Raw genomic sequence first — 25,455 nt, 5'->3', positions numbered from 1 at the left:
AATGCTTTACGTACAAGACGTAAAACTAAGACGTCAATTTTACTTTTTTCTTCGTCGTTGTCCATCTGCCTCGACTTGGACTTGTCACCAAATCGTTAAAGGCTAACACGTTCAAATCTCTTTGAACGGTGCGAGGAGTGATACTAAACTCTTCGACTAAATCCTGTGTAGACACGGTTCCTTTGTCTAAAATAAACATGTACACGTCTTTAATACGATTAAGCATTCGATCAGTAGTTGGTTTCATTAAATGAACCACTCCTTCATCTTAATTCTCTTGGCAAAGACTAGCGGACGACAATATGTGCGGAGTGCACTTAGGCTAATAAGTAGCTGCCTTAGACATCCCCTTTTCTAATTTTATAGTCAGAACAATTATTCTGATAACTTTATTATATAGAAAAACGACTTGATTTTCTAGTGAATGCAATAGAAATTTACAATTGACATATAAATTTTATACTGTATTTTGTGGGAATACGTGAAAAACATGCTATATATGGTAGTGACAGTAGAAGTTACTGAAAATAGTTGTCAGAAAGCTGATTGTCATATATGTTGTAAGGTGTAGAATAATGTTAATACTTTGAAGGAGGTACATGGTATGGATTGGTTACAAGCTGCAAAAGAAAGGCAAGATGAATTAATACAAGAGTTACAGGAGCTTGTGCAAATTAATAGTGTGCTCGATGAGGATACAACAACTACTGAAGTACCTTTTGGAGAGGGTCCACTTCAAGCACTGAAATGGTTACTAGCAAAAGGTCAGAATGAAGGCTTGCTCACGAAAAACGTTGATAATTATGCTGGACATATTGAAATGGGTACAGGTGAAGAGTTATTAGGTATTTTATGTCATGTTGATGTTGTTCCAATTGGAGAGGAAGCGGATTGGACATACCCTCCATTCAGCGGCACAGTAGCAGATGGTAAATTATTTGCACGTGGTGCGATTGACGATAAAGGACCTACGATTGCGGCATGGATGGCCATGAAGCTTGTGAAAGATGCAGGTATTCCATTAGAAAAAAGAGTACGGATGATTATTGGTACGGACGAAGAAACAGGATTCCGCTGTGTCGACCACTATTTTAAACAGGAGGAAATGCCGACAATTGGTTTTGCACCAGATGCGGATTTCCCGCTCATCAATGCAGAAAAAGGCATTGCAGAGCTTGTGTTCTCTCAAAATAAAGTTGGTGATGCAACGAAAGAACAACTACTACTATTTAATGCAGGAAAACGCCCAAATATGGTACCTGATTTTGCAAAAGCAACGATTCAGCATGTATCAGCATCATTCGAACAGAATTTTCAAACATTTTTAAGCAAAAATCAGCTAGAAGGCTCTTTATTAATGGAGGACTCTCGCTATATAATAACTATCAAAGGTAAAGCAGCCCATGCAATGGAACCAGATAAAGGTGTCAATGCAGCTGTTTATCTTGCAGCATTTTTACAACAAGAGTTGACGACAGAAGCAAGTAAACAATTTGCCGACTTTATTGCAGATGTTTTTTATCAGGATCATTATGGCAGTCAGCTCGACCTACAGTTTGAGGATGCAATGTCAGGACAAACGACATTAAACCCAGGGATCGTCAGCTATGATGTTCATAAAGGTGGCAGTTTAGTAATTAGTATGCGCTATTCTGTTTCCTATCCATTCGATGAAAAAATAACGGCAGCACAACGCTTAACGGTAGAAAAAGGGTTTTCTCTTGATATTCAAGACGACTCGAAACCACATTATGTCAGGGAGGATGATCCATTTATCCAGACATTAGCAGCTATCTATAGACGTCAAACGGGAGATACAGAAACACCTTTATTATCAACTGGTGGTGGAACGTACGCACGTGTGATGAAAAAAGGCGTGGCATTTGGCATGCTGTTCCCAGGAGAGCCAGATGTAGCGCATCGAGCGGATGAGTTTGTTGTCGTTGAAAACCTCGTGAAAGCAGCGGCAATTTATGCTGAAGCAATTGTTGAACTTGCAGGAAAAAAATAACTCAAAGACGAAAAGGATGAACAAAACATGGCATATTCATTATGGAATGATCAAATTGTGGAAGAAGGATCCATTGCGGTATCACCAGAAGATAGAGGCTATCAATTTGGTGACGGCATTTATGAAGTAATCAAAGTTTATAACGGAAATATGTTTACAGCACAAGAGCATATTGATCGTTTCTATGCAAGCGCCGAAAAAATTCGTCTTGTTATTCCTTATACAAAAGACGTTTTACACAAATTATTACATGAGCTAATTGAAAAAAATAATCTAGATACAGGGCATGTTTATTTCCAAATCACACGTGGTGCCAATTCACGTAATCACGTTTTCCCAGATGCAAGTGTTCCAGCTGTATTAACAGGTAATGTAAAAGCGGGTGAACGTGCATATGAGAACTTTGAAAAAGGGGTAAAGGCTACGTTTGTAGAGGATATTCGTTGGTTACGCTGTGATATCAAATCGTTAAACTTACTTGGTGCAGTATTAGCAAAACAAGAGGCTGCTGAAAAGGGCTGCTATGAAGCAATTTTACATCGTGGGGATATCGTAACAGAATGCTCATCAGCAAATGTTTATGGGATTAAAGACGGTAAGCTTTATACACATCCAGCAAATAACTTCATTTTAAACGGTATTACTCGTCAAGTGATTTTGAAATGTGCAGAGGAGATTAGTTTACCTGTCGTGGAAGAACCAATGACAAAAGCTGATTTATTAACAATGGATGAAATCATTGTATCATCTGTATCTTCTGAAGTTACACCTGTTATTGATGTGGATGGTAACCAAATTGGTGCAGGAGTGCCAGGTGAATGGACGCGTAAATTGCAACAAGCTTTTGAGGCGAAATTACCACTTTCTTTGAATACAAAATAAAAGAATCGTTTAAGAGAACTATCGATAAGGGTAGTTCTCTTTTTTATGGATGTAATGTTTGGTGTCGTCATGTAAAATAAAAAGGATAGTAATGAATAATTTTACAGATTGAAATTTGTAGAATAATTGTCGATGTATTGAATACAATGCCTCTTTTCTACCAAAGCAATCAAGATAAAAAGAGAACTATAGATATGGTGAGTAAGAATGGAGTGACCTTTACATGGCACAATTGGTGAAATTACAAGATTATATTTCACGCTATCAAATTGATTTAGCGAGATACCCAACACAGTTTGTGCGCCTAAAGAAAAACCAATGGGAGCGCATTAAGCGACAGTGGGAATTGGGAGAAGATATTAGCGAGTGGCAACATGTCGACAATGAGGCAGAAGCGGAGGCTTACGAGGAAAAAGAACGATTTTCCTTCATAAAAAAATGGTTTGCTGGACGGCAAAAGGAAATAACAGAGGATGTTGAAGAAGTAGAGATATCAAATGAGCTTGTCAGTGATGAGGATATCATTCCAGAAGAAGAAACGACGCTCACATTTGAACCTAAAATTGTGTATGCACCACAATCCATCCATGAGCTGAAACGAATGTTTATTGATCAATTTTTTCATTTTCAAATGAAATGGGCCAGTTCAACATTACGAGAAAAATCATATGTAGATCCTCGTTTTATGCGTGACTCATTGCTTCGTATGTTATTGCAAACATTACCAGATAATTATCTATTGTTTTATTATCCGATACTACAAATTAGAAAAGCCCCTATAGAGCTGGATGTAGTGTTAATGTCCCCAACTGAGTGTATTTGTATTACGGTCTTAGAGGCTGACAATCAAGCTGTTTACGTAGGTGGCAGTGATCGCTTCTGGATTAAAAAAGTAGGGACGAAGGATTCTAAGGTTTTGAATCCAACGATTAATTTAGGTCGGATGGAATCGGTACTGTCGCAGTTATTTAAACAAGAGGATATTGATATGCCTATCCGTAAGGTTGTGCTAACTCGTAATGGATATTTTGATTATCCTGGTTCACCATTTGGGGTTCGCTTTGTTGATCGTCGAAATTACCATGAATGGATAGAGCATTTAAGAAAAGTTTCCTCTCCTATGAAGCACATGCAAATCCGAGCTGCACAGACAATTTTAAATACAGTCCAAACGACTTCCTTTAACCGAGATATTTGGCAGCAAGCTCCTCAGCCAACAGAGGACTGATGTATGAACATTCTATTTATTGTCAATGAGGCTGCAGGAAATGGAAAAGGAAAAAAAGTTTGGCTCCAACTTCAACAGCAACTAACGATTCCCTATCAAGTGGCTTTTACAGAATATGAAGGACATGGACAGGAAATCGCGCAACAATGGGCACATCAGCAGCAAGATAAAAAGTTACTTGTCGTTGTTGGTGGTGATGGTACCATCCATGAAGTGGCTAGTGGCGTTGTACATAATGAATACATCATAATTGGTGTTGTTCGTGCTGGCTCAGGTAATGACTTTGCACGCTATTTTCACTCATTTTCCAATGCTCAGCAAATCGAGGACTATGTAAAGACTACCTTGGCCAATGTGAGGATGGATGCAGGAATCGTTCAGCTTGGGAATAGAAGAAAAGAAATATTTGTCAATAATGCTGGCATAGGCTTCGATGCCTATGTGACAAAATCAATTAATACTTCTCGTCTTAAGTTTTATCTCAATAAGATTGGACTTGGAAAACTTTCGTATGCTGTCGCTGTTATTAGAGGGCTATTTCGTTTTGAACGTTTTGACATAACGATACGCTCAGGGGAACAGGAATGGCAATTTCAGCAGACATGGTTTGTGGCAATGAGTAATCAACCTTATTTTGGGGGAGGCATGAAAATATCACCTGCCGCAAAAGCAGATGATGGCCAAGTGGATATAACGATTGTACATGGGATTTCACGTATCAAATTATTAGTTGTATTTGTCACTGTGTTTTTTGAAAAGCATACAAAATTTAAGGAAGTTACTTTTTTACAGGGACAGGATTTTGATCTTATCGCAGCAGATAAGGTTGATTGCCATGCGGATGGTAATTATATTGGCATTGTCAATCAAGGGACCAATATCCACTGTACAATACAACAAAATGCTTGGCAGGTTATTAGCAAGGATTCATAAAAAATATCATTGTGCAATAATTTCATGCGAATTATAAGGGAATACGTTATACTATAAAAAAATCAATAATTTCACAAGAAAGAAATGAGGAACAACATTGAGATTAAGAAATAAGCCTTGGGCAGAGGAAATGATTACAGATCATCCAGAGGTGATTATTCCAAATCCTGAAGACTTTAAAGGAAATTGGCAGGCCGTTTTCGGCAATGATAACCCTATCCATATTGAAGTAGGCTCTGGAAAAGGGCAATTTGTGACAGGTATGGCTTTGCAAAATCCTACGATCAATTATATTGGTATTGAACTTTACGATAGTGTGATTGTTTGTGCATTAGAAAAAGTACTAGAGGCAAAATCTCCAGCGAATTTACGTTTACTAAAAGTAAATGGCGCAGATTTATATAAATTCTTTGACAAAAATGATGTATCACGAGTATACCTGAATTTCTCAGATCCTTGGCCAAAAACACGCCATGCAAAAAGACGTTTAACGCACGGGGATTTTTTGAAATTATATGAGTCGATTTTAGTGGATAATGGGGAAGTCCATTTTAAAACGGATAACCGTGGTCTGTTCGAGTATTCTTTAATCAGTGTGTCTGAATATGGGATGTTATTAAAGTATGTATCTCTCGACCTACATGCAAATATGCCAGAGGATAATGTGATGACAGAATATGAAGAGAAGTTTTCTGCGAAGGGGCAGCCGATTTATCGCTTAGAATCGCAATTTATCACTAAATTGTAGGGGGAGTATGGATGGATCAGTTACAGTTTCACAATATGTCATTATCATGGCTAAACGGGGGTGTCACGTGCCTAGATGGTGGTGCGATGTTTGGCGTTGTACCAAAGCCACTTTGGTCTCGCAAATATCCAGTCAATGAAAAAAACCAAATTGAATTACCAACAGAACCGATCCTCATTCAATATGAGGGCAAAAACTACCTCATTGATACGGGTGTTGGTTTCAACAAATTAAATGAAAAGCAGTTACGAAACTTTGGTGTAACAGAAGAATCTTCGTTAGTAGATAGCTTACAAGAGTTAGGCTTAACGACAGCAGATATTGATGTAGTGTTAATGACGCATTTACATTTTGATCATGCTGGTGGTTTAACGCAATGGGAAGGGGATGTACTTGTACCAACTTTCCCGAATGCTAAGATTTTTGTAACGAAAATTGAATGGGATGAAATGCGTAACCCAAATATTCGCTCTAAAAATACCTATTGGAAAGAAAATTGGGAGCCCGTACAGCATTTAGTTGAAACTTACGAAGGATCGTTGGAAGTAGTACCTGGAATCGAAATGATTCATACGGGTGGTCATAGTGAGGGACATGCCGTAATCAAGCTAACGCAAAATGATGAAGTGTTATTGCACATGGCAGATATTATGCCGACCCATGCTCACCAAAATCCACTATGGGTATTAGCCTATGACGATTATCCAATGACAAGTGTATTTGCAAAAGAGCGACTGATGAAAGAAGCTCTAGCGAATAACTATGGCTTTATTTTCTATCACGATGCTTATTACCGTATGATTAGATGGGATGAATCAGGCAAAGAGATGGTGGATAAACTAGAGCGTAGTAGACAAGCTGTTATTACATTTTAATAGAGCAAGCAAAGACGAGGTATTTGGCACATAAAATGTCAATGCCTCGCGTTTTTGTTCGTGAACAAGATAGAAAATATGATACACTTAACACGATACTAAAATACAAAAGAGAGTTGAAATAAACATGGCAACTGAACAACCATTTTTACCAGTTTTACTAGGATCAGATATGAATGCATATGGTATGGCACGTTCGTTTTATGAAGCATATGGTATTAAACCACTTGTCTTAGGACGTTCTCATTTAACAGCAACACAAGATAGCCATATCCTACAATTTCAAGAAATAGACCGTTTAAATGAACAGGATGTTTTTGCACCTGCTCTTGCAGAAGTTGCAAAAAAATATGCTGATAAAAAACTATTATTGTTAGCATGTGGGGACGATTATGCCAAGCTGATCATCAAAAATAAGCCAGCGTTACAAGAGCACTTTACCGTACCTTATATCGATGAATCGTTGATGGATGAAATTTTATTGAAAGAAAATTTCTATAAAATGTGTGATCAATATAATTTTAAATATCCAGGTACAACAACGGTGACAGCTGACAACTATGAAAACTTTACACCACCATTTGCTTACCCTATTATTTTAAAGGCTTCAAACTCTGTAGAATATTGGGCATGTAAATTTCCAGGGAAGAAAAAAGTATTTGTTGCACATGATGAAGCGGAAAAAACGGCTATATTAAAAGCAATTTATAGCTCGTCTTATCAGGATACAATGATTATTCAAGAATTTATTCCTGGGGATGATTCCTATATGCGCGTGTTAAATGCTTATGTAGGGAAAGATGGAAAAGTGAAGCTGATGTGTCTAGGTAATCCTATTCTAGAAGAACATTCTCCTGAAGGGATCGGAAGTTACGCAGCCATCGTGACAACCTATGATAAAGAATTAATGGATCAAGTACGATTCTTCCTAGAGGATATTGGCTATACAGGCTTTGCGAATTTCGATATGAAATATGATATTCGGGACAAGCAATATAAGCTATTTGAAATTAATTTACGTAATGGTCGATCTAGCTACTATGTAACGGCAAGTGGTCATAATTTAATGAAGTATGTTGCGGATGATCATATGTTAAATATCGAGCAAGAAGTCACATATGTGCAGGACAAGCATTTATGGATGATTATTCCGAAAGGTGTATTATTCAAATATGCATCGAATGAAAAGCTCAAACTAGAGGCGAAAAAATTAATTAGTGAGGGCAAATACACAAATTCTCTTTATTATAATGAGGATATGAATGCGAAGCGTTGGGTGAAGTTAACGCTTAATAACTTAAATTATTATCGTAAGTATAAAAAATACTTTAACAATAAAGGTTTATCCGAATAACATAGAGAAGCCATCTCCAATTCGTGAGATGGCTTCTTATGTTGTTGAAATAGATAGTATCACTAGCAGAAAAAGACCTTTTCATAAGGCGAGAGGTTGATTTCCGTTCCGCCAGTGTCCTTTCCAGGGGTCGCCCACAGGAAAGCAAGTAGCCTGCAACGGAAATCCCTTTTCACCTTTCACAAAAATATTTTGTTTTTCTACATTATAAGAAGCCATCTCCAATAAATGAGATGGCTTCTATTGTCTATACATGATTAAACTTCTATTAGTTCCACGACAACACCAGAGCGTGCATCGGCAGCAAATTCGAATGTCTGCATCTCACCTTCATGCATACGCGAGATCCCCCCGCGATATACTGGGATGGTAATAATACCATTTGAGAAATCTTCAGTTTTCATAAAAATCCAAGAACCATCAATCGGCGAATCCTTTTTAAATTCTCTTTTTATGTTTTCAAGTACTTGTCCTGCAGGTACGAACGGAGAAACTTTTTCACTAGCTTCTTTAATAATGACTGCGGCAGCTAAGCCAGTTGCGACACCAATTAAAAAATCACGTAATTTCATACTTTTTTCCTCCTTTTTCTATACCCTTATTTTAGCATAGCCTATGGAGTGAATGCACGTTCACAATTTAGCGGATTTAGGAAATGTATCAATATTTCGAATTCGGAAATAATTGTGTTACAATAGGCAAGGAAGAATATTCTACTTCGTGGGGAGAGAGTCATCATGAATGAGGAAACATTACAATTATTTAAAACATTAACAGAATTACCAGGCGCTCCGGGTAATGAACACGCTGTACGTGCGTTCATGCGTTCTGAGTTAGAAAAATACTCGGATGAAATTGTTCAAGATAATTTAGGTGGTATTTTTGGTGTTAAGCACAGTGATGTTGCGGATGCACCGAAAGTTTTGGTTGCTGGTCATATGGATGAGGTAGCATTTATGGTTACGTCTATCACAGATAATGGGATGATCCGTTTTCAAACATTGGGCGGCTGGTGGAACCAGGTTATGCTTGCACAGCGTGTAGAAGTATATGCGAAAAATGGTGCAATTCCTGGTGTTGTTTCATCCATCCCACCACATTTATTAACAGATGCAGAACGTGCGAAGCCAATGGATATAAAAAATATGCTCATCGATGTTGGTGCTGACAATAAAGAAGATGCAATGGCTATGGGTGTTCGTCCTGGACAATCCATCATACCAATTTGTCCATTCACACAAATGGCAAATCCGAAAAAAATTATGGCCAAGGCTTGGGATAACCGCTATGGCTGTGGTCTAGCGATTGAATTAATGAAAGAAGTACAACACGAAAAACTAGGTTCGCATTTATATTCAGGTGCAAATGTAATGGAGGAAGTTGGCTTGCGTGGTGCACAAGTATCAGCAAACATGATTAAACCAGATTTATTCTTTGCGCTAGATGCTTCTCCTGCCAACGATATGTCAGGAGAAAAAAGTCAATTTGGACAACTTGGCAAAGGAACTTTACTCCGTATTTTAGATCGTACAATGGTTACACATCGTGGTATACGGGAATTTATTTTAGATACTGCCGAATCAAATCATATCCCTTACCAGTATTTTGTCTCCCAAGGTGGAACAGACGCTGGACGAGTGCATACAGCGAATGATGGTGTTCCAAGTGCAGTTATCGGCGTATGCTCACGTTATATTCATACTTCAGCGTCTATTATTCATATTGATGATTATGCGGCTGCCAAAGCGTTAGTTGTTGAATTAGTGAAAAAAGCAGATCGTTCGACATTAGAGACAATTCGCGCTAATGTATAAGAAGTTAGGAAGATGCCTTTTAGGGGCATCTTTTTCTATGGAAAGAAAGTAGGGATTAGATGAAGATAGCAATTGGCACAACCAATAAAGCCAAAACAGAAGCAGTTGAAGTAATTGCTCGAAACTACTTTGAGGGTTCTATCTTTACTCATGTGAAAGCTGCTTCTGAAGTATCAGATCAACCAATAAGTAATGAAGAAACCCGATTAGGGGCAATGAATCGTGCTAAAAATGCTTTGATTTTAACAGGTGCAGAATTATCATTCGGTTTAGAAGGTGGCGTAACTGAAATCGATGGTGACATGTATGTTTGTAACTGGGGTGCCTTAACGGTGTCAGACGGGACAATGTTTACAGCTGCTGGTGCACAAATTATACTACCAAAAGAAATTGCCCGGGAAATAAGAACTGGGGGAGAACTTGGCCCTATTATGGAACAATATACAAAACGCCGAGATATTCGTCAAGGTGCAGGTGCTGTAGGTATTTTTACGCAAGGTTTAGTGAGTAGACAGATGATGTTTGAGCATATTGTATCACTTTTGATCGGACAATATTTGTTCACATTTTCACAAAAATAGTTAAATAGAATTAGTGATAACAGGATAGTTAGGTTGCATCTTATGAATAATTTTTTTAAAATAGAAAAAAGTTCGTAGTGAAAGGAAGAGAGACATGTCGTTTTCATGGCTAAGAGCTATTGGCCTAATGCTTTTACTTCTTGTCCTTTCTGGCTGCAATCAATCTATAGATGATCAAATTGCTAATGGCCTCCAATTAACGGAGACGGTTTTTGCTGAAGAGCCAGAAGAACATACAGTGGAAATTGGGGATATTAAATTATACTTACCTTCAAACTTTAAAGTTGAAGACAGTTCAGATGCTTATAATATTGTGATTTCAAAAGGAAAAGAAAGCTATATTCTTTTTATCAATGATCGTGAAGCACAAGACAGTAAGCTTTATTATAGTCTTTTAAAAGAAAATGAAGCTGACAAAATTATCGAAGAGTCAACTTATGATAAGGACGGTCGTTTTGGCTTCACTGCGGTTCTAAAAACAGACGAAGAAAATGAAATGGAGCTCATTGTTAGTAGTGGTGGTGTGAAGATGACAACCATTTCAAAGGCTAAACAAATTGAAAATAATTTGCGTGAGATGACGAAAATCGTTCATTCGGTTAAGATGAAGTAAATAGAAGGATTGAACAGAACGGTTCACAAACATGTGAGCCGTTTCATTTTGAAGTTAGGATGTGAAAAAGATGAAACAAATGAAGTCCGAACAACTAGTCGAGCTATTAAAAAAGCAATTAACGGAAGAGAAATATGAATTTCATTTTGATAAAAAGCATGATAAATTACGTTTGAATCATAAGACGATTGAAAAAGGAATGGAGCTTTCCTTGCCTGGAATCTTAGCAAAATATAATGAGAAGCAAGAGGCGGCGATTAAAGAAGTCGTATACACGATTGAGCAAACCTTTAATGCGATGGAGCGAGAAAAAGAACAGGGTTTCCAAACGACTACACATATTTATCCAGTTATTCGTGCCACTTCTTATCCCCAAGCATCGAAAGAAGGACATGCCTTTATAACAACTGAGCATACAGCTGAAACACGTATATTTTATGCACTCGATTTAGGTAAAACCTATCGCTTTATTGATGAATCCATGCTAGAAACATTACAATTAACTGTCGAGCAAATTAGAGAAATGGCACGCTTTTCGGTGAAGCAATTACCAACCGCTTATAAAAAAGATGAGGTAGCAGGTAATATTTTTTATTTTGTCAATGTGAATGATGGCTATGATGCTAGCCGTATTTTAAATGATAGCTTTTTGAAAGAAATGCATGCACTAGTGGAAGGTGATATGACATTATCTGTGCCACATCAAGATGTATTAATTATAGGTGATATTCGCAATGAAACAGGGTATGATGTATTAGCACAGATGACGATGCATTTCTTTGCTGTCGGTACGGTACCGATTACGTCATTATCTTTTATTTATGAAGATGGGGAACTAGAACCGATCTTTATCTTAGCCAAAAACAGAGTGAAAAAGGAGCAAGAATAACAATGAACGTATTTTACAACAAAGAGCATGTAGGAGATGTCTTACTAGTTCAACTAGCAACGGAGGCTATTGTGAAAACAGTAGTAGAACGCGCTGGAGATATTGCTATTTTAAAGGAAGCTCAAACAGGAGAAATTAAAGCCTTTAATTTATTTAATGCAAGCAGTTACATCCAAACAGAAGCAAAAGGCTTAGTGGAAGTGACACCAGAATTAGTAGCGCAGCTAACAGCAGCAATCGAAAAAAATGGAGCTAGTATCAATCTTGATGTTGATTTTTCTCCAAAGTTTGTTGTTGGTTATGTAGAGACAAAGGACAAGCATCCTAATGCTGATAAATTGAGTATCTGTTCAGTGAATGTAGGAGATGAGACATTACAAATTGTTTGTGGTGCTCCGAATGTAGAAGCAGGTCAGAAGGTAGTTGTTGCGAAAATTGGTGCCGTAATGCCTTCAGGAATGCTTATTAAAGAAGGAAATTTACGTGGTGTTGATTCTTACGGCATGCTTTGTTCAGCACGTGAATTAGCGATTCCTAACGCACCATCTGAAAAAGGAATTTTAGTATTACCAGAGGATGCTATTGTTGGTAGTGCTTTTGAAGCACCAACTAAATAAAAATTCCTCTATTTTAAAAAGAAATTATTAAAATTTAAATGTTTTATCATGATATTATTCCTTGTATCAAGGTGAAATGCCCTAAATCGTTATGTTACTAATATGCTAGTAGCATAACGATTTTTTTGTTTAGAATGAGCCTCTAAATGCAAGTTTCAAGACCGTTTTTATGGTATGCTTTTTCATGTAGACATTGAGCTATGGAATAATAGAAAACTAGACAATGCTATAAATGAAGTGTAAGAGAAATGAGTGAAACGAAGTGAACTGGTTTAAAAAACAAATTAGTAAATTTATTAATAAAGAAGACGAAGATTATGAGTATGAAGAATATTATGAGGACTATGGAGAAGTACAGTCAGAGCAATTACATACACATAAAGAACCACCAATGGCTAAGCAAAAGACTTTCCGTTTCCCTTTGATTGACGATGATGAAGGTGGGACATCATACACGCCATCAAAAGAAATGTTTGACCAAATGGATGAGGATGATTATGGACAAATTGGAGATTTATCGTTACCAAAGCATTTAAATCATCATATTGTCGACTCTAGTGTTTATGATGTAGAGGTTTCAGGGATTCGGGATTTACTAGCAAACCGCTCTAAACGAACAGGTAGAAAAACAATGATGAAAAGTCAGCCTTTAGAACAGGAATATCGTTCAAGAGCAAGCTTAGTGTTTCGAGATGCACAAAATGAGACTGCTAATATAAACCCTACACCTGCACCAAAAGAAAAGAGTCAGCGGAAAGAACAAAAAGTTGAAAATATTTTACCTGAGAATCGTAAGCGTTTTGTGCCAACAGATGTGCCTTCACCCGTCTATGGTTTTGCAAAACCAAGTCCAATCAAAGAATTATTAGATAAAAGAAAAGAAGAATATGAGAAGCAAGAAACTGATGTACAGGCAGTTGAAAAGATAACTGCTGTAAAGCCTTTAAAAGAAGCGACAACAAATGAGGTAAATGAAAATATACTAGAAGAAAAAGAGCCGGCTAGCACAATCCAAACGGTTGTTACAGAGCATCATGAAATCATTCAACCGAAAGAGCTATCGACAGTAAATGAACCCATTATTTTTGAGGACGAAGTGTTGGTTGAGCATAAAGATGAAATGGATAATTTGTCATCAAATGCAGCTGTACCTCAAACGTCTTCTTTTGCAATGGATTTTGAAGATCAAGTGAAGGAAGCTGTTGTGCAAGGTCAAACTGTTCAACAACTTTCTGCAGATTCATCTGAAATCCATGTCAAGGAAATGATTGTGGAACAAGTACAAATCGAAAATTCTACGATCCATATTGGAGAAGTTACAGTCGTTCAACCGTCAATGGATGACCAATCTCCTGATACTGCATCGAGGGAAGAAAAAAGTCGAATCCCATTTAATGTACTCATGTTAAAAACAGATAAAGAAAGATGGAGAATTCAACAGCAATTAAAGGTGGCCCAGCAGCCTATCCGTGTAGAAAGCAAGCCTGAAGCAGTGAAAAATAGGCTAGTGGGTGTGACGACAGAAGAATCATCTTCCTTAGACAGCATTACAACAAATGAAACTTGCGTAACAAAGCCAGAAGAGGACATTGATTTGCTTATGACAGAGAATGTTCAATCACAAGCAGATTTTCCAGTCCAACTTGATATAAAAGATGATGTAGAAAGTGTCACTTCAAAATACAGTGCTGAAGAGCCTGTAGCTGTGATTACAATGGCCCCTGTTACATCAATGTCAGGTATCTCCACGAAAGAAAGAATAGCAGTCGAAAAAGCAACCGCTGATGAAATTTCAGCAACGATTGAGCTAGAGCCTGAACCTGAGCTAGAACCAGAACCAGAACTAGATTCGGAACTGGAACAAGAGCCAGAACTTAAGCTAGATATGGAACTTGAGGTAGAGCCAGAACTTGAGCTAGAGCCAGATCTTGAACCAGTACCAGCTCCCGACATTGAAGTAGTTTCAGAAATTGTAGAGGCTGTTCCAGTAGAATCGGTTGAGGATCAAGTAGTAGAAATGGAAGCTGTAATAACTGCGAAGCCAGTTCATGTCTATCAAAAGCCAACGGATGAATACCTAGAGCCACCAGAGGAAAAAACACAGGATACGGATTGGATGGAGCAACAGGGCGATACATTAGTCGAAGCATTATCTTATTTCCAAGTTTCTGCTCAAATTGAATCGATTATGCAAGGCCCAGCTGTTACTCAATTTGAAATAACGGTGAGTCATGGTACGAAGGTTAGTAAAATTCGAAACTTGGCAGATGATTTAAAACTTGCCTTAGCAGCAAAAGATATTCGTATTCAGGCACCAATTCCTGGGAAAAGCTCAATAGGTATTGAGATTCCAAATCGAGTATCTCGAGCTGTTCGATTATCTGAGGTAACAAATAGTGCCTCTTTCGTTGAGTCGGATTCGCCATTAGAGGCAGCTTTAGGTCTTGATTTAACTGGAAAGCCTGTTACGTTAGATTTACGAAAAATGCCTCATGGCTTAATTGCTGGTGCAACGGGTTCGGGTAAATCGGTTTGTATTAATTCTATTTTGGTTAGTTTATTATATAAAGCTGCACCTCACGAGTTAAAACTCATGCTGATCGACCCTAAAATGGTGGAGCTGGCGCCATTTAACCATATTCCACATTTAGTTAGTCCAGTCATTACCGATGTAAAGGCTGCAACGGCTGCACTGAAATGGGCTGTAGAGGAAATGGAGCGTCGCTATCAACTATTTGCACATGCAGGTGCACGTGATATTACACGTTATAACGCAATAGCGGATAAAAATAATGAACATAGTCTGAAGTTGCCTTATATTTTAATTGTCATTGATGAGTTAGCTGATTTAATGATGATGTCTCCAGCAGATGTAGAGGAAGCTATTTGCCGTATTGCCCAAAAGGCGCGTGCATGTGGTATTCATTTAATTGTTGCAACGCAAAGACCTTCTGTGGATGTTATTACAGGGTTAATCAAATCAAATATCCCTACACGTATTGCCTTTGCTGTTTCCTCTCAAATTGATTCCCGTACCATTTTAGATGGGCAGGGAGCAGAAAGGTTACTTGGTCGAGGGGATATGTTATATTTAGGTAATGGTATGTCAGCGCCAGTGCGCCTACAGGGAACATTTGTTACAGACGATGAAATTGAAGCGATTATTGAGCATGTTCGTGAACAAGGAGAGCCTGATTATATTTTCGATCAAGAGGAATTATTGAAGAAAACAGAGGTGTCCGCAGAACAGGACGATTTGTTTGAAGATGTTTGCCGATTTGTCTATGAGCAAGGGGGCGCTTCTACTTCATTGATTCAACGAAAGTATCATATTGGCTATAATCGTGCTGCTCGTTTAATTGATATGTTAGAATCACATGGTTTTGTTTCGGAAGCGAGAGGAAGTAAGCCGCGTGAAAGTTACATTACAGAAGAAGATTTAATTACTATGTTTGAATAAGAATTGCATTGTTTTCGTCTAGATTATCTAATTTACGTCGAATTTAGTTTTTTTAGAAAAGTTACACATCTATCCTTATGCATAAAAAGTGCTATAATAGACAAGATGTGTTGAATAGTACGTATTTTTTAACACTTGTGAAGGTATTAATACCTAACCATTCGTAAAATAATACGATACACCTAATAGATGATAGATGGGATATTGAAATTCCCGGGGGGTTTAATTAATGACAGTTTTTCATTTCACAGGCATTAAAGGTTCTGGCATGAGTTCGCTAGCGCAAATCTTATTTGATGCTGGTGAACAAGTACAAGGCTCAGATGTCGATAAATATTTCTTCACGGAGCAACCGTTACGTGAACGTAATATTCCAATTTTTACATTTAATGCAGATAATATTAAAGAAGGTATGACAGTGATTGCAGGAAATGCATTTTCCGACGATCATCCTGAATTAGTACGTGCTCGAGAAATCGGTGTAGAAGTCATTCGTTACCATAAATTTTTAGGTGAATATATTGGCAACTATACATCCATTGCTATCACAGGTGCACATGGTAAAACATCTACGACTGGCTTAATGGCACATGTGGTAGGTGGTTATAAACCAACATCTTATTTAATTGGTGATGGTACTGGTGCAGGTCATGAAAATTCGGATTTCTTTGTCATGGAGGCATGTGAATACCGCCGTCACTTCTTAGCCTATAATCCTGATTATGCTGTGATGACGAACATCGATTTTGATCATCCAGACTACTTTGCTAATATAGAGGACGTATATTCTGCCTTTCAATCATTAGCATTACAAGTGAAAAAAGCAATTATAGCATGTGGCGATGATGAACAGCTTCAGCGTATTCAAGCAAAAGTGCCAGTTGTGTATTATGGATTTGGTGCTGAAAATGATTTTGAAGCTCGTAATGTAGAAAAAACAACTGAGGGTACAAAATTTGATGTTTTTGTACGTAATGAATTTTATAGCACTTTCTTTATCCCGTTATTTGGAGATCATGCTGTTTTAAATACATTGGCGGTGATTACGCTATGTGAATATGAAGGCATTTCACCAGACATTATTCAGGATCGCTTACACACGTATAAAGGTGTAAAGAGACGTTTTACTGAGACCGATATAGGGGATAATGTTTTAATAGATGACTATGCACACCATCCAACGGAAATTCGTGCGACAATTCAATCAGCACGACAAAAATTCCCTGAACGTGAGCTAGTTGCAATTTTCCAACCACATACATTTACACGTACACAAGCTTTTTTACAAGATTTTGCGGATAGTTTGAGCCTTGCGGATACAGCCTATTTATGTGATATATTTGGCTCTGCGAGAGAAACGCAAGGTGCGCTTTCTATTCATGATTTAGCATCACTTATTGAAGGCAGTGCAGTGATTACCACTGAAGGAATTGATATATTAACAAAACATAATGGCGCGGTATTCCTATTTATGGGCGCTGGTGATGTTCACAAGTTCCAAGATGCTTTTGAAGACGTGCTTAAAAACAATGAAACAGCTTAGTCCGTAGGGGTTAAGCTGTTTTTTCTCAAATTTAAGCAGGAATTCCGTTTTTTTTGTCGAAGATAGGGAAAGTAATAGTAAAGACAATTTACTAGCAGGAGGTCAACTTATGGAAGTGATTTTGTATATTGCAGCCATTATTGCTGCAATCGGTTTTTTAATTTTATGTGTGAGCGTGGGCATGACTTTATTCTCACTCAAGTCCATTCTAAACAGCTTAGCTGGGACTTTATCTGGGATTGAAGGCCAGATGGAAGGCATTACACGCGAAACAACGTCTTTATTATCAAAAACAAATAGCTTAGCAGAGGATATTCAACATAAATCTGAACAATTAAATTCAGTTGTTCAAGCTGTTAAAGGTATTGGTGACTCCGTGAATGGTTTAAATAATTCTGTTCAGCAGATTACTTCTTCTGTTTCTAAAAGCGTAGAACAGAACGAAGAAAAAATTGCACAAGTTGTACAATGGAGTAATGTTGCGATGGGTATTGCAGATAAATGGAAAAAACGCAAAATCATTGAGCAAGAATCGGTATCACCTGATGCCTATGCATTTGAGACTGTGCAAGTAGAAGAAACACCAAAAAGAAAATGGGGTCGTAAAAAATGATGATTATTCAGTGAGTATTCCATGCTGACTGAATAAAAATAAAGTCTTAGACATAAGTTGAAGATGCATCTGTGAAAGTAGATGGACAACCAGTCTAGACAAATTTGATAATTAGATGGGGAGGAATTGTTGCATGACAACTCAAAAGCCAAATTTTAACGAAGTAAAGGAACAACAGCTTGAAAGTTCATTGCCTCAGCTTTATCATCCGCAAGACTCGATTTATGAAGAGGAGCGTGTAAACATGAAGGATTTTGTGATTGGCGCATTAGTTGGAGGAATCGTAGGTGCTGCTGCAGGTCTACTGTTAGCTCCAAAATCAGGAAAAGATTTACGGAGTGATGTGGCTGTACAAGCTGTTCAGTTAAAAGATAAGAGTGCAGACTTCTCGACAACTGCAAAAGATAAAACAGTGCAACTTTCTAAACAAATTCAAGAGCAATCTACACAATTAGTGGAGAAAGTAAAAACACTAAAAACGGCAAAAGCACCAACTGTTTTTGATGATGGTACGGTTTCCTTTGAAGGGGAAGAACCGCTAGAGGATTTTCTTCCAAGTGAGGAACCAAAAGCCGAAGAGACGACAGAAGAAACAGAACAAAAAGAAGAGACAAATGAAGAAGTTCGTGCTTAGTGCATAATATAAAGGGATACGTTACAAGATAAAGTTGTAACGTATCCCTTTTTTAAATGATTGGTGAAGTTTCTAATAGTATTTCTAATTGATCACCACCGAATATTTCTGTATCAAAGCTTGCTGGCTGACCATTTCTTAAAATCGTAAAATTCCCCTTAAAGGCGCTTGGTAGCTGCCAATTAGAGAAACGGAAAACATCTTGATAAATCCAACGACTGCGATCCTTTTCTTTAAATACTAAAGTCGCCCCATTTGGTACAGTGGACTGTGGTGACACAACCATTTTATTGACAATCGCTTCATTTGCTGTTTTCCTTAGTTCCAAAACTTCTTGTTGAAAATGAATGATGATTTTATCCTCTAGCAAAAGGTTCATTTGGTCTGCTATATGTTGTACGGTTGGTAAAGATGGTTGTTGGAAGCTAATCACATCTCCATTTTGTACAGCATAGCTCAGTTTGGCTACTTTTCCATTAATCATTAGCTGTGATGAAAATTCTGGTAAATACAAAGGTTGTCCATCAACTTGAATCGTATAGGATTCAAATTGCTTTAATAAATGCCAATTATTTGTGATTTTAAATACATCCTCGATTGTTTCGGCTATGTCAAAAACGACAATATCACGATCGTTTAAAACCGTTTCAAGAGATGCTGAAGAGGTATTCACAGTAATTTTCGGCTCAATCACATATTTGGTATTTTGAATAGTCACCGTCTTTATTGCTGCTTCATCTATAAGATCTCTTACTGTAGCCGTTGCCTGTTGCCCATCTAGCCCTTCTATTAGCTGAATGGCATCTCCAGTTTTAATCAGGCTTTTTGTTGATGCCTGTTGCCCGTTTACAAATATTTCTGCTGGCTGGCCATGCCCACCTGGTATAAAAATATCCTGTCCGTTGACACTGATAGAAAGCCCATGACCTGGTTTTCCATATAATTGCTTTGCGCGAATATTGGCAGCTAAAAAAGCATCTGCCACAGTCATTTCTTTTAGTTCAAAAAGGCGAACCACTTGATTATTGACCGTTAAACTCATATATTGAATCGGCATTTTTTTAGCAGCAATGGCAATACCGATTGGCGTGACTAATTCAGGTGAGGCTTTGATATGTTCTTCCTTTGTTAAGTTTTGAATAGCATCAATACCTCGAACAGCAATACGATTTGCTGGTAAATCCAGAACTTGGCCAAGTTCTGTAGTTAGATTTGGTGTTAAGCTACCTCCACCAACGAGCATAACGGCTTTGGGTGCTACTCGGTTATTGAGTCGTAAAATTTCTTCTCCGATAGACTTTGCCAACTGTTTCACTGCAGGCTCAATCGCTAAAAAAACTTCCTCCTTGGGATAGAACTGATCAAAGCCTAGTATATCTTGAATCAGTATCTCCTCTGCTGTTTGTAGTTGACGTTTTGCCTCTTCAGCTACAGGGAAGTCTAGCAAATAGTGATCGCTTAAAGCTTCTGTTATTTCATCGCCAGCTGTTGGTACCATGCCATAAGCCACAACTGTACTTTTATCCGTAATGGCAATATCCGATGTCCCAGCTCCTATATCAACAAGTGCCACGTTTAAGCGACGCATCGTTGGAGGAATTAGCACATTAATGGCAGCAATCGGCTCTAATGTCAATGCTTCCATTTCTAAATCCGCCCGTTTAAGAGCGGCAATCAGTGATTCCACCACTACCCGAGGTAGAAACGTTGCAATCACTTCGATTTGGGCTTCATCACCCTGTTGATCTAAGAGGCTGCCAATTTCCTCGCCATCCAAGCGATAATAGAGGACTGAGTAGCCTACACAATAATAGTGGCTAATTTTTGCATCCTCTTTTTGTTGCAAGAGTTGTTGCTGTGCTTGTTGCACAGCCTGAAGTTCCAAGCGACTAATATCTTCTTCAGTAAAAATTGGTCGATTACGTATATTGATGGTCACACTAGCCTGTTCCGTTTTCAAAGATCGACCTGCTGCAGCAACACTTACCTTTGTGAGAGGCCCGTGTTTCTCTTCAAGTTCACGTTTTATTTCATTAATTAAATCTGCCACATACATGACATTATGTATTTGTCCATCTACCATGGCACGTTCTTTATGCTCTTTTACTAGAATATCTTCCACATGAAAATGGTCATTTTCTTCTTGTAGAATAATCCCGACCACTGAGCGTGTGCCAATATCAAGTGCGAATAGTTTAGAACTCAATGTAATCGCTTCCTTTCGCGTCATACTTGAAAATAATTTAGCGAGTTGAAGCGCTAAATTAAAAATGCGTGACATTCTGAACAACATTGATTATAATAATGCTATTATCTAAAAATGTAACATACATTTCAGAGTTCTGAAAGTGTCTGTCATGAGGAGAGGAGCAAGAAAGCATGAGCCAAAAAGATTTAGAAAGCTTACGTAGTCAAATAGACGGTTTAAACTTAGAAATTCTTCGTCTAATTAACGAACGTGCAGCTGTAGTTGATGAAATCGGTAAAATTAAAGAAAAACAAGGTGTGAATCGCTATGATCCACTGCGTGAAAGACACATGCTTGATCTTATTAAAGAACACAATCAAGGTCCATTAAACCAAATGACGGTTGATTATATATTTAAGCAAATCTTTAAAACAGCTTTAAAACAACTTGAAGCTGATAAGAAGAAAGAGTTGCTTGTATCTCGTAAGAAGAAATCAGAAGATACAATTATTAATATCAATGGTGAATTAATTGGACAAGGAAAACCATCTTTCGTATTCGGTCCTTGTGCGGTTGAGTCGTATGAGCAGGTAGCAGCTGTTGCCGCTTCTATTAAAGCAAAAGGTGAAAAGTTAATTCGTGGTGGTGCTTATAAACCACGTACTTCTCCATATGACTTCCAAGGTCTTGGGTTAGAAGGTCTGAAAATTTTAAAACGTGTGTCAGAGGAATATGGTTTAGGTGTTATTACTGAAATCGTGACACCAGGTCATTTAGAGGAAGCATTAGATTATATTGATGTTATCCAAATCGGTGCACGTAATATGCAAAACTTTGAATTATTAAAAGCAGCAGGTGCAACAAATAAACCTGTCCTATTAAAACGAGGTTTAGCTGCAACAATTGATGAGTTTATTCATGCGGCAGAGTACATTATGTCTAAAGGAAATGAAAACATTATCCTTTGCGAACGTGGTATTCGTACTTATGAAAAAGCAACTCGTAATACATTAGATATTTCAGCCGTACCAGTTTTAAAACAAGAAACGCATTTGCCAGTATTCGTAGATGTTACACATTCAACAGGGCGTCGTGACTTATTATTACCATGTGCGAAAGCAGCTATTGCTATCGGTGCTGATGGCGTCATGGCAGAAGTACATCCAGATCCATCTGTTGCATTGTCTGACTCACAACAACAAATGGATATCCCAACATTTGACGCATTCTATGAAACACTACAAAAATTCATGAAAAATCATGAAATTCATGCGTAATTGTTAACAGCGAACACCGCTTGCTTATTTCGGCAGGCGGTGTTTGTTATATCGTGACAAAATAATGTCTAGAATAGGACTATTAGTACTTGGTTTTTACGTAGTTCTTCTTGAAAATAATATGAAAATTATCGTATGATAAGGCTATAATAGGAAAAAAGGGAGGCACGTACGATGACTGTTACAATTTATGATGTTGCAAGAGAAGCAAATGTTTCCATGGCAACGGTCTCTCGTGTAGTCAATGGTAATCAAAACGTAAAACCAGCAACACGAAAAAAAGTACTAGAAGTAATTGAACGATTAGAATACCGTCCGAACGCAGTAGCGCGAGGTTTAGCAAGTAAGAAAACAACAACAGTTGGCGTGATTATCCCAGATATTGCAAACAATGTTTATGCGGAGCTGGCTCGTGGTGTAGAGGATATTGCCACAATGTACCGTTATAATATTATTTTAGCCAACTCGGATCAACATGAAGATAAAGAGTTACAGCTACTGGATACAATGCTTGGAAAACAGGTTGATGGTATTGTCATGATGAGTGACGAGGTCACAGAAAAAATGCAGCAAACGATGGATCATTCGCCAGTACCGATTGTGCTTGCAGGCTCTGTGGATGAATCCCAAACAATTGCAACTGTGAATATCGATTATTTTCAGGCAGCTTATGAAGCAATTTCATTACTTATTCAAAATGGACATACACGGATTGGTTTCGTGACTGGCCCACTTTCGTATACAATTAACGGAAAATTCAAGCTAGCAGCCTATAAGAAAGCATTGCAGGATGCTGGTTTACCAATAGATGAAGCATTAATTGCCGCAGAAGAGTCCAGTTATGATATGGGCTTAGAGGCTTGGGAGATTTTATCTACTCTTGAACAGCCGCCAACAGCTTATTTTGCAGGTAGTGACGAGTTGGCCATCGGTTTAATTCATGGTGCACAAGACGCTGGAAAAAATGTTCCAGAGGATATTGAAGTTATCAGCTTTGAGAACTCAAAGCTAGCACGAATGGTTCGCCCACAGCTAACAAGTGTCGCACTACCGCTTTACGATATTGGTGCTGTTGCTATGCGCCTGCTGACAAAGTTAATGAGCAAGGAAGCAGTCGAGGATGAGGCGGTAATTTTACCACACCGTATTGAGCATCGACAATCTGTCAAAAGTAAATAATGATTCCTAACACGTAAATCGCTTCTGAAGGATTTGCGTGTTTTTTATTGATTGATGGAAAGAACATCAGAAATAGAGGATAGCAGTTCAAAAGTGCTGGATAGAACGCAAGAATGGATGAATACACCACCAAAAGCGGTGGATAGCTCTCCGATTCAAAGAAAAAACCCCACGAATATCGTGAGGCAAAGAGGTTAATCTCGTTTTTCATTCCGAATAATATGTAGCGACTTTGCTAACATTTGAGCATTCTTTTCCTCTATTTCCGCTTTACGAGGAATGTGTTCATATAAAGGAATTGGGTCCTCCCATGTTGGAATAAAAGGAACAGGTGCTTCTGGTTGCCAGCGATCAAGCCATGCTTGAGGGAGTGGTCCTGTTGGTAACGCTTGTTCAGTCATTTCCAACCATAACATGGACCAGGCACGAGGCACCACTCGCCAAATATCATAGCCACCGCCACCAACAGCAATCCATCTACCATCACAATACTCATGTGCTAATTGATGAGCAAGCTTTGGAATTTCACGATAAATATTCATGGTTCCATGTAAATGTGTTAATGGATCAAAGTAATGGGCATCAGCACCATTTTGCGTTAATACTACATCTGGCTTGAAAAATTCAAAAATCTCTCGCATGGACTGTTCATAGATTTCTAGAAAGCTTTCATCCTCTGTAAAAGCATCCATTGGAAAATTAAACGAGGTACCATAGCCTTGGCCATTACCACGCTCGGTAATATTACCTGTTCCAGGGAATAGATAACGACCTGTTTCATGAATGGACAGTGTACAAACATTAGGGTCCTCATAAAAGCTCCATTGGACACCGTCTCCATGATGAGCATCTGTATCTACATAAAGTACACGAGCATTGTACTTTTCCTGCAAGTAACGAATAGCAACCGTGCTATCGTTGTAAATACAAAAACCGGACGCACGACCACGGAAACCATGATGGAGTCCACCGCCAAGGTTAAGGGCGTGTTCGGCTTTCCCTTCCATTACATAATCAACAGCCGTTAAAGTTCCACCAACTAGCTGTGCACTTGCTTCATGCATATTTTCAAAAATGGGGGTATCTTCAGTGCCAATACCATAACTTTCACATTGAGCTTCTGATAATTCACCATGTCCTGCTTTTTTCACGATGTCTATATATTTTGGATCATGTGCTAGCAACAATTCTTCTTCCGTTGCAACGCGTGCTGGCACAATATCTACATCATCGAGAGCATTAATATTTTTTAGTAAATCCATAGTTAGCGTTAAGCGTTTATGATTGAAAGGGTGTGTATCTGAAAATTTATATCCGAGTTGTTCCGGCGAGTATACGAATACGGCCTTTTTCATTATAGCGAAACACCTGGTAAATTAGGCCATAGGACATCGAAGCCCTCTTTACGTAGATCTTCAATCATTGCTAAAGGATTTAGTGTTTTTACTCGGACACTTAAAATTTTGTTTTGTGTATTTTCAGAGTCAGGATAAACTAAGACGCTTTGGACATTGGCATGATGTTGGTGAAATATTTTCGTGATTTCAAATAAAACTCCCGGTGTATCTGATACTCGAATTTCGATTTTGGACCCAGGCTCTGTAGCACCAGTCAGCTCTATATAGGTATAGAGTAAATCTGTTGTCGTAACAATGCCTACCAATTTTCCGCCAGAGACAATAGGTAAACAGCCTACTTTTGACTCATAAAACGTAAGTGCTACCTCTTCAACAAAATCTAGTGGATGACCTATAAGAGGGTCTTTCACCATAATTTCCTCTACTTTTGCATTAAAAACAGGAGAGTTTGGTTCATCCTGTAAAGATGAAGGCAAGACCTCTTTAATATCTCGTTCAGTAATTACACCTAAAACGTGGCGTTCGTCATCTACAACTGGTAAATGACGAACCTTTTTTTCACGCATTAACTTCAGAGCCTCATGCACTGTATTGGTAGGAGCTAATGTGTAAGGCTCATCATTCATAATTTCTTCTACAATCATATATGCATCCCCTT

General features: G+C 38.1%; 23 protein-coding genes. 18 read left to right on the top strand and 5 right to left on the bottom strand.

Annotated features, from left to right (window positions below):
* Positions 1-25: 25 nt before the first annotated feature.
* Positions 26-247 (bottom strand): DeoR family transcriptional regulator, encoded by a 222-nt coding sequence (locus tag MHB40_RS18805; protein WP_004226074.1) that lies wholly within the window; start codon positions 245-247, stop codon positions 26-28.
* A 357-nt stretch (positions 248-604) separates the two neighbouring features.
* Between MHB40_RS18805 and pepV the strand changes: the two genes are divergently transcribed.
* The 7 genes from pepV (at position 605) to MHB40_RS18770 (ending at position 8,031) form a co-directional block, all read left to right on the top strand.
* Positions 605-2,011: a dipeptidase PepV gene (gene pepV, locus MHB40_RS18800; protein WP_342533202.1), complete on the top strand. Its 1,407-nt coding sequence runs from the start codon at positions 605-607 to the stop codon at positions 2,009-2,011.
* Positions 2,012-2,038: 27 nt separating this feature from the next.
* Positions 2,039-2,893 carry a D-amino-acid transaminase gene (gene dat / locus MHB40_RS18795; protein WP_205445041.1) on the top strand — a complete coding sequence of 285 codons (855 nt, stop codon included), beginning with the start codon at positions 2,039-2,041 and terminating at the stop codon, positions 2,891-2,893.
* Positions 2,894-3,116: 223 nt separating this feature from the next.
* Entirely contained in the window at positions 3,117-4,121 is a 1,005-nt protein-coding gene (locus MHB40_RS18790; RefSeq protein WP_205445038.1) for an NERD domain-containing protein, read from the top strand.
* Between the two features lie 3 nt (positions 4,122-4,124).
* Positions 4,125-5,054: a diacylglycerol kinase family protein gene (locus MHB40_RS18785; RefSeq protein ID WP_342533201.1), complete on the top strand. Its 930-nt coding sequence runs from the start codon at positions 4,125-4,127 to the stop codon at positions 5,052-5,054.
* A gap of 97 nt (positions 5,055-5,151) precedes the next feature.
* Complete coding sequence (gene trmB, locus MHB40_RS18780) at positions 5,152-5,802, top strand: tRNA (guanosine(46)-N7)-methyltransferase TrmB (RefSeq protein WP_205445035.1); 651 nt, start codon at positions 5,152-5,154, stop codon at positions 5,800-5,802.
* Positions 5,803-5,813: 11 nt separating this feature from the next.
* The gene (locus tag MHB40_RS18775) at positions 5,814-6,677 is read left to right on the top strand and encodes an MBL fold metallo-hydrolase (RefSeq protein WP_205445033.1); all 864 of its coding nucleotides are present in this window, start codon (positions 5,814-5,816) and stop codon (positions 6,675-6,677) included.
* Positions 6,678-6,804: 127 nt separating this feature from the next.
* Positions 6,805-8,031 carry an ATP-grasp domain-containing protein gene (locus tag MHB40_RS18770; RefSeq protein ID WP_337976850.1) on the top strand — a complete coding sequence of 409 codons (1,227 nt, stop codon included), beginning with the start codon at positions 6,805-6,807 and terminating at the stop codon, positions 8,029-8,031.
* 257 nt (positions 8,032-8,288) lie between these two features.
* Here MHB40_RS18770 and MHB40_RS18765 read toward each other — a convergent pair whose 3' ends face one another.
* Entirely contained in the window at positions 8,289-8,603 is a 315-nt protein-coding gene (locus MHB40_RS18765) for a hypothetical protein (protein WP_205445030.1), read from the bottom strand.
* 165 nt (positions 8,604-8,768) lie between these two features.
* Between MHB40_RS18765 and MHB40_RS18760 the strand changes: the two genes are divergently transcribed.
* The 9 genes from MHB40_RS18760 to MHB40_RS18720 all read left to right on the top strand — a co-directional run bounded on the left by MHB40_RS18760 (position 8,769) and on the right by MHB40_RS18720 (position 18,795).
* A complete protein-coding gene (locus MHB40_RS18760) occupies positions 8,769-9,845 on the top strand; it encodes a M42 family metallopeptidase (RefSeq protein WP_342533200.1) in 1,077 nt (358 codons plus the stop codon).
* A gap of 59 nt (positions 9,846-9,904) precedes the next feature.
* Complete coding sequence (locus tag MHB40_RS18755; RefSeq protein ID WP_342441310.1) at positions 9,905-10,426, top strand: DUF84 family protein; 522 nt, start codon at positions 9,905-9,907, stop codon at positions 10,424-10,426.
* Between the two features lie 94 nt (positions 10,427-10,520).
* The gene (locus tag MHB40_RS18750) at positions 10,521-11,039 is read left to right on the top strand and encodes a hypothetical protein (protein WP_205445025.1); all 519 of its coding nucleotides are present in this window, start codon (positions 10,521-10,523) and stop codon (positions 11,037-11,039) included.
* A 70-nt stretch (positions 11,040-11,109) separates the two neighbouring features.
* Positions 11,110-11,928, top strand: a complete 819-nt coding sequence (locus MHB40_RS18745) for a DUF1444 domain-containing protein (RefSeq protein WP_205445023.1) — start codon at positions 11,110-11,112, stop codon at positions 11,926-11,928.
* A 2-nt stretch (positions 11,929-11,930) separates the two neighbouring features.
* Positions 11,931-12,545 (top strand): YtpR family tRNA-binding protein, encoded by a 615-nt coding sequence (gene ytpR / locus MHB40_RS18740; protein WP_342533199.1) that lies wholly within the window; start codon positions 11,931-11,933, stop codon positions 12,543-12,545.
* Between the two features lie 262 nt (positions 12,546-12,807).
* Complete coding sequence (locus MHB40_RS18735) at positions 12,808-16,005, top strand: DNA translocase FtsK (protein WP_342533198.1); 3,198 nt, start codon at positions 12,808-12,810, stop codon at positions 16,003-16,005.
* Between the two features lie 229 nt (positions 16,006-16,234).
* The gene (murC, locus tag MHB40_RS18730) at positions 16,235-17,548 is read left to right on the top strand and encodes a UDP-N-acetylmuramate--L-alanine ligase (protein WP_205445019.1); all 1,314 of its coding nucleotides are present in this window, start codon (positions 16,235-16,237) and stop codon (positions 17,546-17,548) included.
* Between the two features lie 109 nt (positions 17,549-17,657).
* Positions 17,658-18,161, top strand: a complete 504-nt coding sequence (locus tag MHB40_RS18725; RefSeq protein ID WP_004226103.1) for a DUF948 domain-containing protein — start codon at positions 17,658-17,660, stop codon at positions 18,159-18,161.
* A 133-nt stretch (positions 18,162-18,294) separates the two neighbouring features.
* Complete coding sequence (locus tag MHB40_RS18720; RefSeq protein WP_205445017.1) at positions 18,295-18,795, top strand: YtxH domain-containing protein; 501 nt, start codon at positions 18,295-18,297, stop codon at positions 18,793-18,795.
* A 52-nt stretch (positions 18,796-18,847) separates the two neighbouring features.
* On the opposite strand, the gene pilM is transcribed toward MHB40_RS18720, so the two are convergent.
* Positions 18,848-21,001 (bottom strand): pilus assembly protein PilM, encoded by a 2,154-nt coding sequence (gene pilM / locus MHB40_RS18715; protein WP_205445015.1) that lies wholly within the window; start codon positions 20,999-21,001, stop codon positions 18,848-18,850.
* 173 nt (positions 21,002-21,174) lie between these two features.
* Between pilM and MHB40_RS18710 the strand changes: the two genes are divergently transcribed.
* Both MHB40_RS18710 and ccpA read left to right on the top strand, forming a co-directional pair.
* Positions 21,175-22,260, top strand: a complete 1,086-nt coding sequence (locus MHB40_RS18710; RefSeq protein WP_004226108.1) for a bifunctional 3-deoxy-7-phosphoheptulonate synthase/chorismate mutase — start codon at positions 21,175-21,177, stop codon at positions 22,258-22,260.
* A gap of 174 nt (positions 22,261-22,434) precedes the next feature.
* Entirely contained in the window at positions 22,435-23,439 is a 1,005-nt protein-coding gene (ccpA, locus tag MHB40_RS18705) for a catabolite control protein A (RefSeq protein ID WP_342441303.1), read from the top strand.
* 194 nt (positions 23,440-23,633) lie between these two features.
* Here ccpA and MHB40_RS18700 read toward each other — a convergent pair whose 3' ends face one another.
* Both MHB40_RS18700 and MHB40_RS18695 read right to left on the bottom strand, forming a co-directional pair.
* Positions 23,634-24,794 carry an acetoin utilization protein AcuC gene (locus MHB40_RS18700; protein ID WP_205445012.1) on the bottom strand — a complete coding sequence of 387 codons (1,161 nt, stop codon included), beginning with the start codon at positions 24,792-24,794 and terminating at the stop codon, positions 23,634-23,636.
* Complete coding sequence (locus tag MHB40_RS18695; RefSeq protein ID WP_205445010.1) at positions 24,794-25,441, bottom strand: acetoin utilization AcuB family protein; 648 nt, start codon at positions 25,439-25,441, stop codon at positions 24,794-24,796. The genes MHB40_RS18700 and MHB40_RS18695 overlap by 1 nt, the downstream gene beginning before the upstream one ends.
* Between the last annotated feature and the right edge of the window lie 14 nt (positions 25,442-25,455).

The organism is Lysinibacillus sp. FSL K6-0057 (genome assembly GCF_038630885.1).
Lineage (GTDB): Bacteria > Bacillota > Bacilli > Bacillales_A > Planococcaceae > Lysinibacillus > Lysinibacillus fusiformis_F.
This window is presented reverse-complemented; position numbering and strand designations above follow the sequence as displayed.

What these genes read in the sequence shown, in the direction of transcription:
- MHB40_RS18805 (WP_004226074.1), bottom strand. Translation starts at nt 247, where the DNA reads ATGAAACCAACTACTGATCGAATGCTTAATCGTATTAAAGACGTGTAC.
- pepV (WP_342533202.1), top strand. Translation starts at nt 605, where the DNA reads ATGGATTGGTTACAAGCTGCAAAAGAAAGGCAAGATGAATTAATACAA.
- dat (WP_205445041.1), top strand. Translation starts at nt 2,039, where the DNA reads ATGGCATATTCATTATGGAATGATCAAATTGTGGAAGAAGGATCCATT.
- MHB40_RS18790 (WP_205445038.1), top strand. Translation starts at nt 3,117, where the DNA reads ATGGCACAATTGGTGAAATTACAAGATTATATTTCACGCTATCAAATT.
- MHB40_RS18785 (WP_342533201.1), top strand. Translation starts at nt 4,125, where the DNA reads ATGAACATTCTATTTATTGTCAATGAGGCTGCAGGAAATGGAAAAGGA.
- MHB40_RS18775 (WP_205445033.1), top strand. Translation starts at nt 5,814, where the DNA reads ATGGATCAGTTACAGTTTCACAATATGTCATTATCATGGCTAAACGGG.
- MHB40_RS18770 (WP_337976850.1), top strand. Translation starts at nt 6,805, where the DNA reads ATGGCAACTGAACAACCATTTTTACCAGTTTTACTAGGATCAGATATG.
- MHB40_RS18765 (WP_205445030.1), bottom strand. Translation starts at nt 8,603, where the DNA reads ATGAAATTACGTGATTTTTTAATTGGTGTCGCAACTGGCTTAGCTGCC.
- MHB40_RS18760 (WP_342533200.1), top strand. Translation starts at nt 8,769, where the DNA reads ATGAATGAGGAAACATTACAATTATTTAAAACATTAACAGAATTACCA.
- MHB40_RS18755 (WP_342441310.1), top strand. Translation starts at nt 9,905, where the DNA reads ATGAAGATAGCAATTGGCACAACCAATAAAGCCAAAACAGAAGCAGTT.
- MHB40_RS18750 (WP_205445025.1), top strand. Translation starts at nt 10,521, where the DNA reads ATGTCGTTTTCATGGCTAAGAGCTATTGGCCTAATGCTTTTACTTCTT.
- MHB40_RS18745 (WP_205445023.1), top strand. Translation starts at nt 11,110, where the DNA reads ATGAAACAAATGAAGTCCGAACAACTAGTCGAGCTATTAAAAAAGCAA.
- ytpR (WP_342533199.1), top strand. Translation starts at nt 11,931, where the DNA reads ATGAACGTATTTTACAACAAAGAGCATGTAGGAGATGTCTTACTAGTT.
- murC (WP_205445019.1), top strand. Translation starts at nt 16,235, where the DNA reads ATGACAGTTTTTCATTTCACAGGCATTAAAGGTTCTGGCATGAGTTCG.
- MHB40_RS18725 (WP_004226103.1), top strand. Translation starts at nt 17,658, where the DNA reads ATGGAAGTGATTTTGTATATTGCAGCCATTATTGCTGCAATCGGTTTT.
- MHB40_RS18720 (WP_205445017.1), top strand. Translation starts at nt 18,295, where the DNA reads ATGACAACTCAAAAGCCAAATTTTAACGAAGTAAAGGAACAACAGCTT.
- MHB40_RS18710 (WP_004226108.1), top strand. Translation starts at nt 21,175, where the DNA reads ATGAGCCAAAAAGATTTAGAAAGCTTACGTAGTCAAATAGACGGTTTA.
- ccpA (WP_342441303.1), top strand. Translation starts at nt 22,435, where the DNA reads ATGACTGTTACAATTTATGATGTTGCAAGAGAAGCAAATGTTTCCATG.
- MHB40_RS18700 (WP_205445012.1), bottom strand. Translation starts at nt 24,794, where the DNA reads ATGAAAAAGGCCGTATTCGTATACTCGCCGGAACAACTCGGATATAAA.
- MHB40_RS18695 (WP_205445010.1), bottom strand. Translation starts at nt 25,441, where the DNA reads ATGATTGTAGAAGAAATTATGAATGATGAGCCTTACACATTAGCTCCT.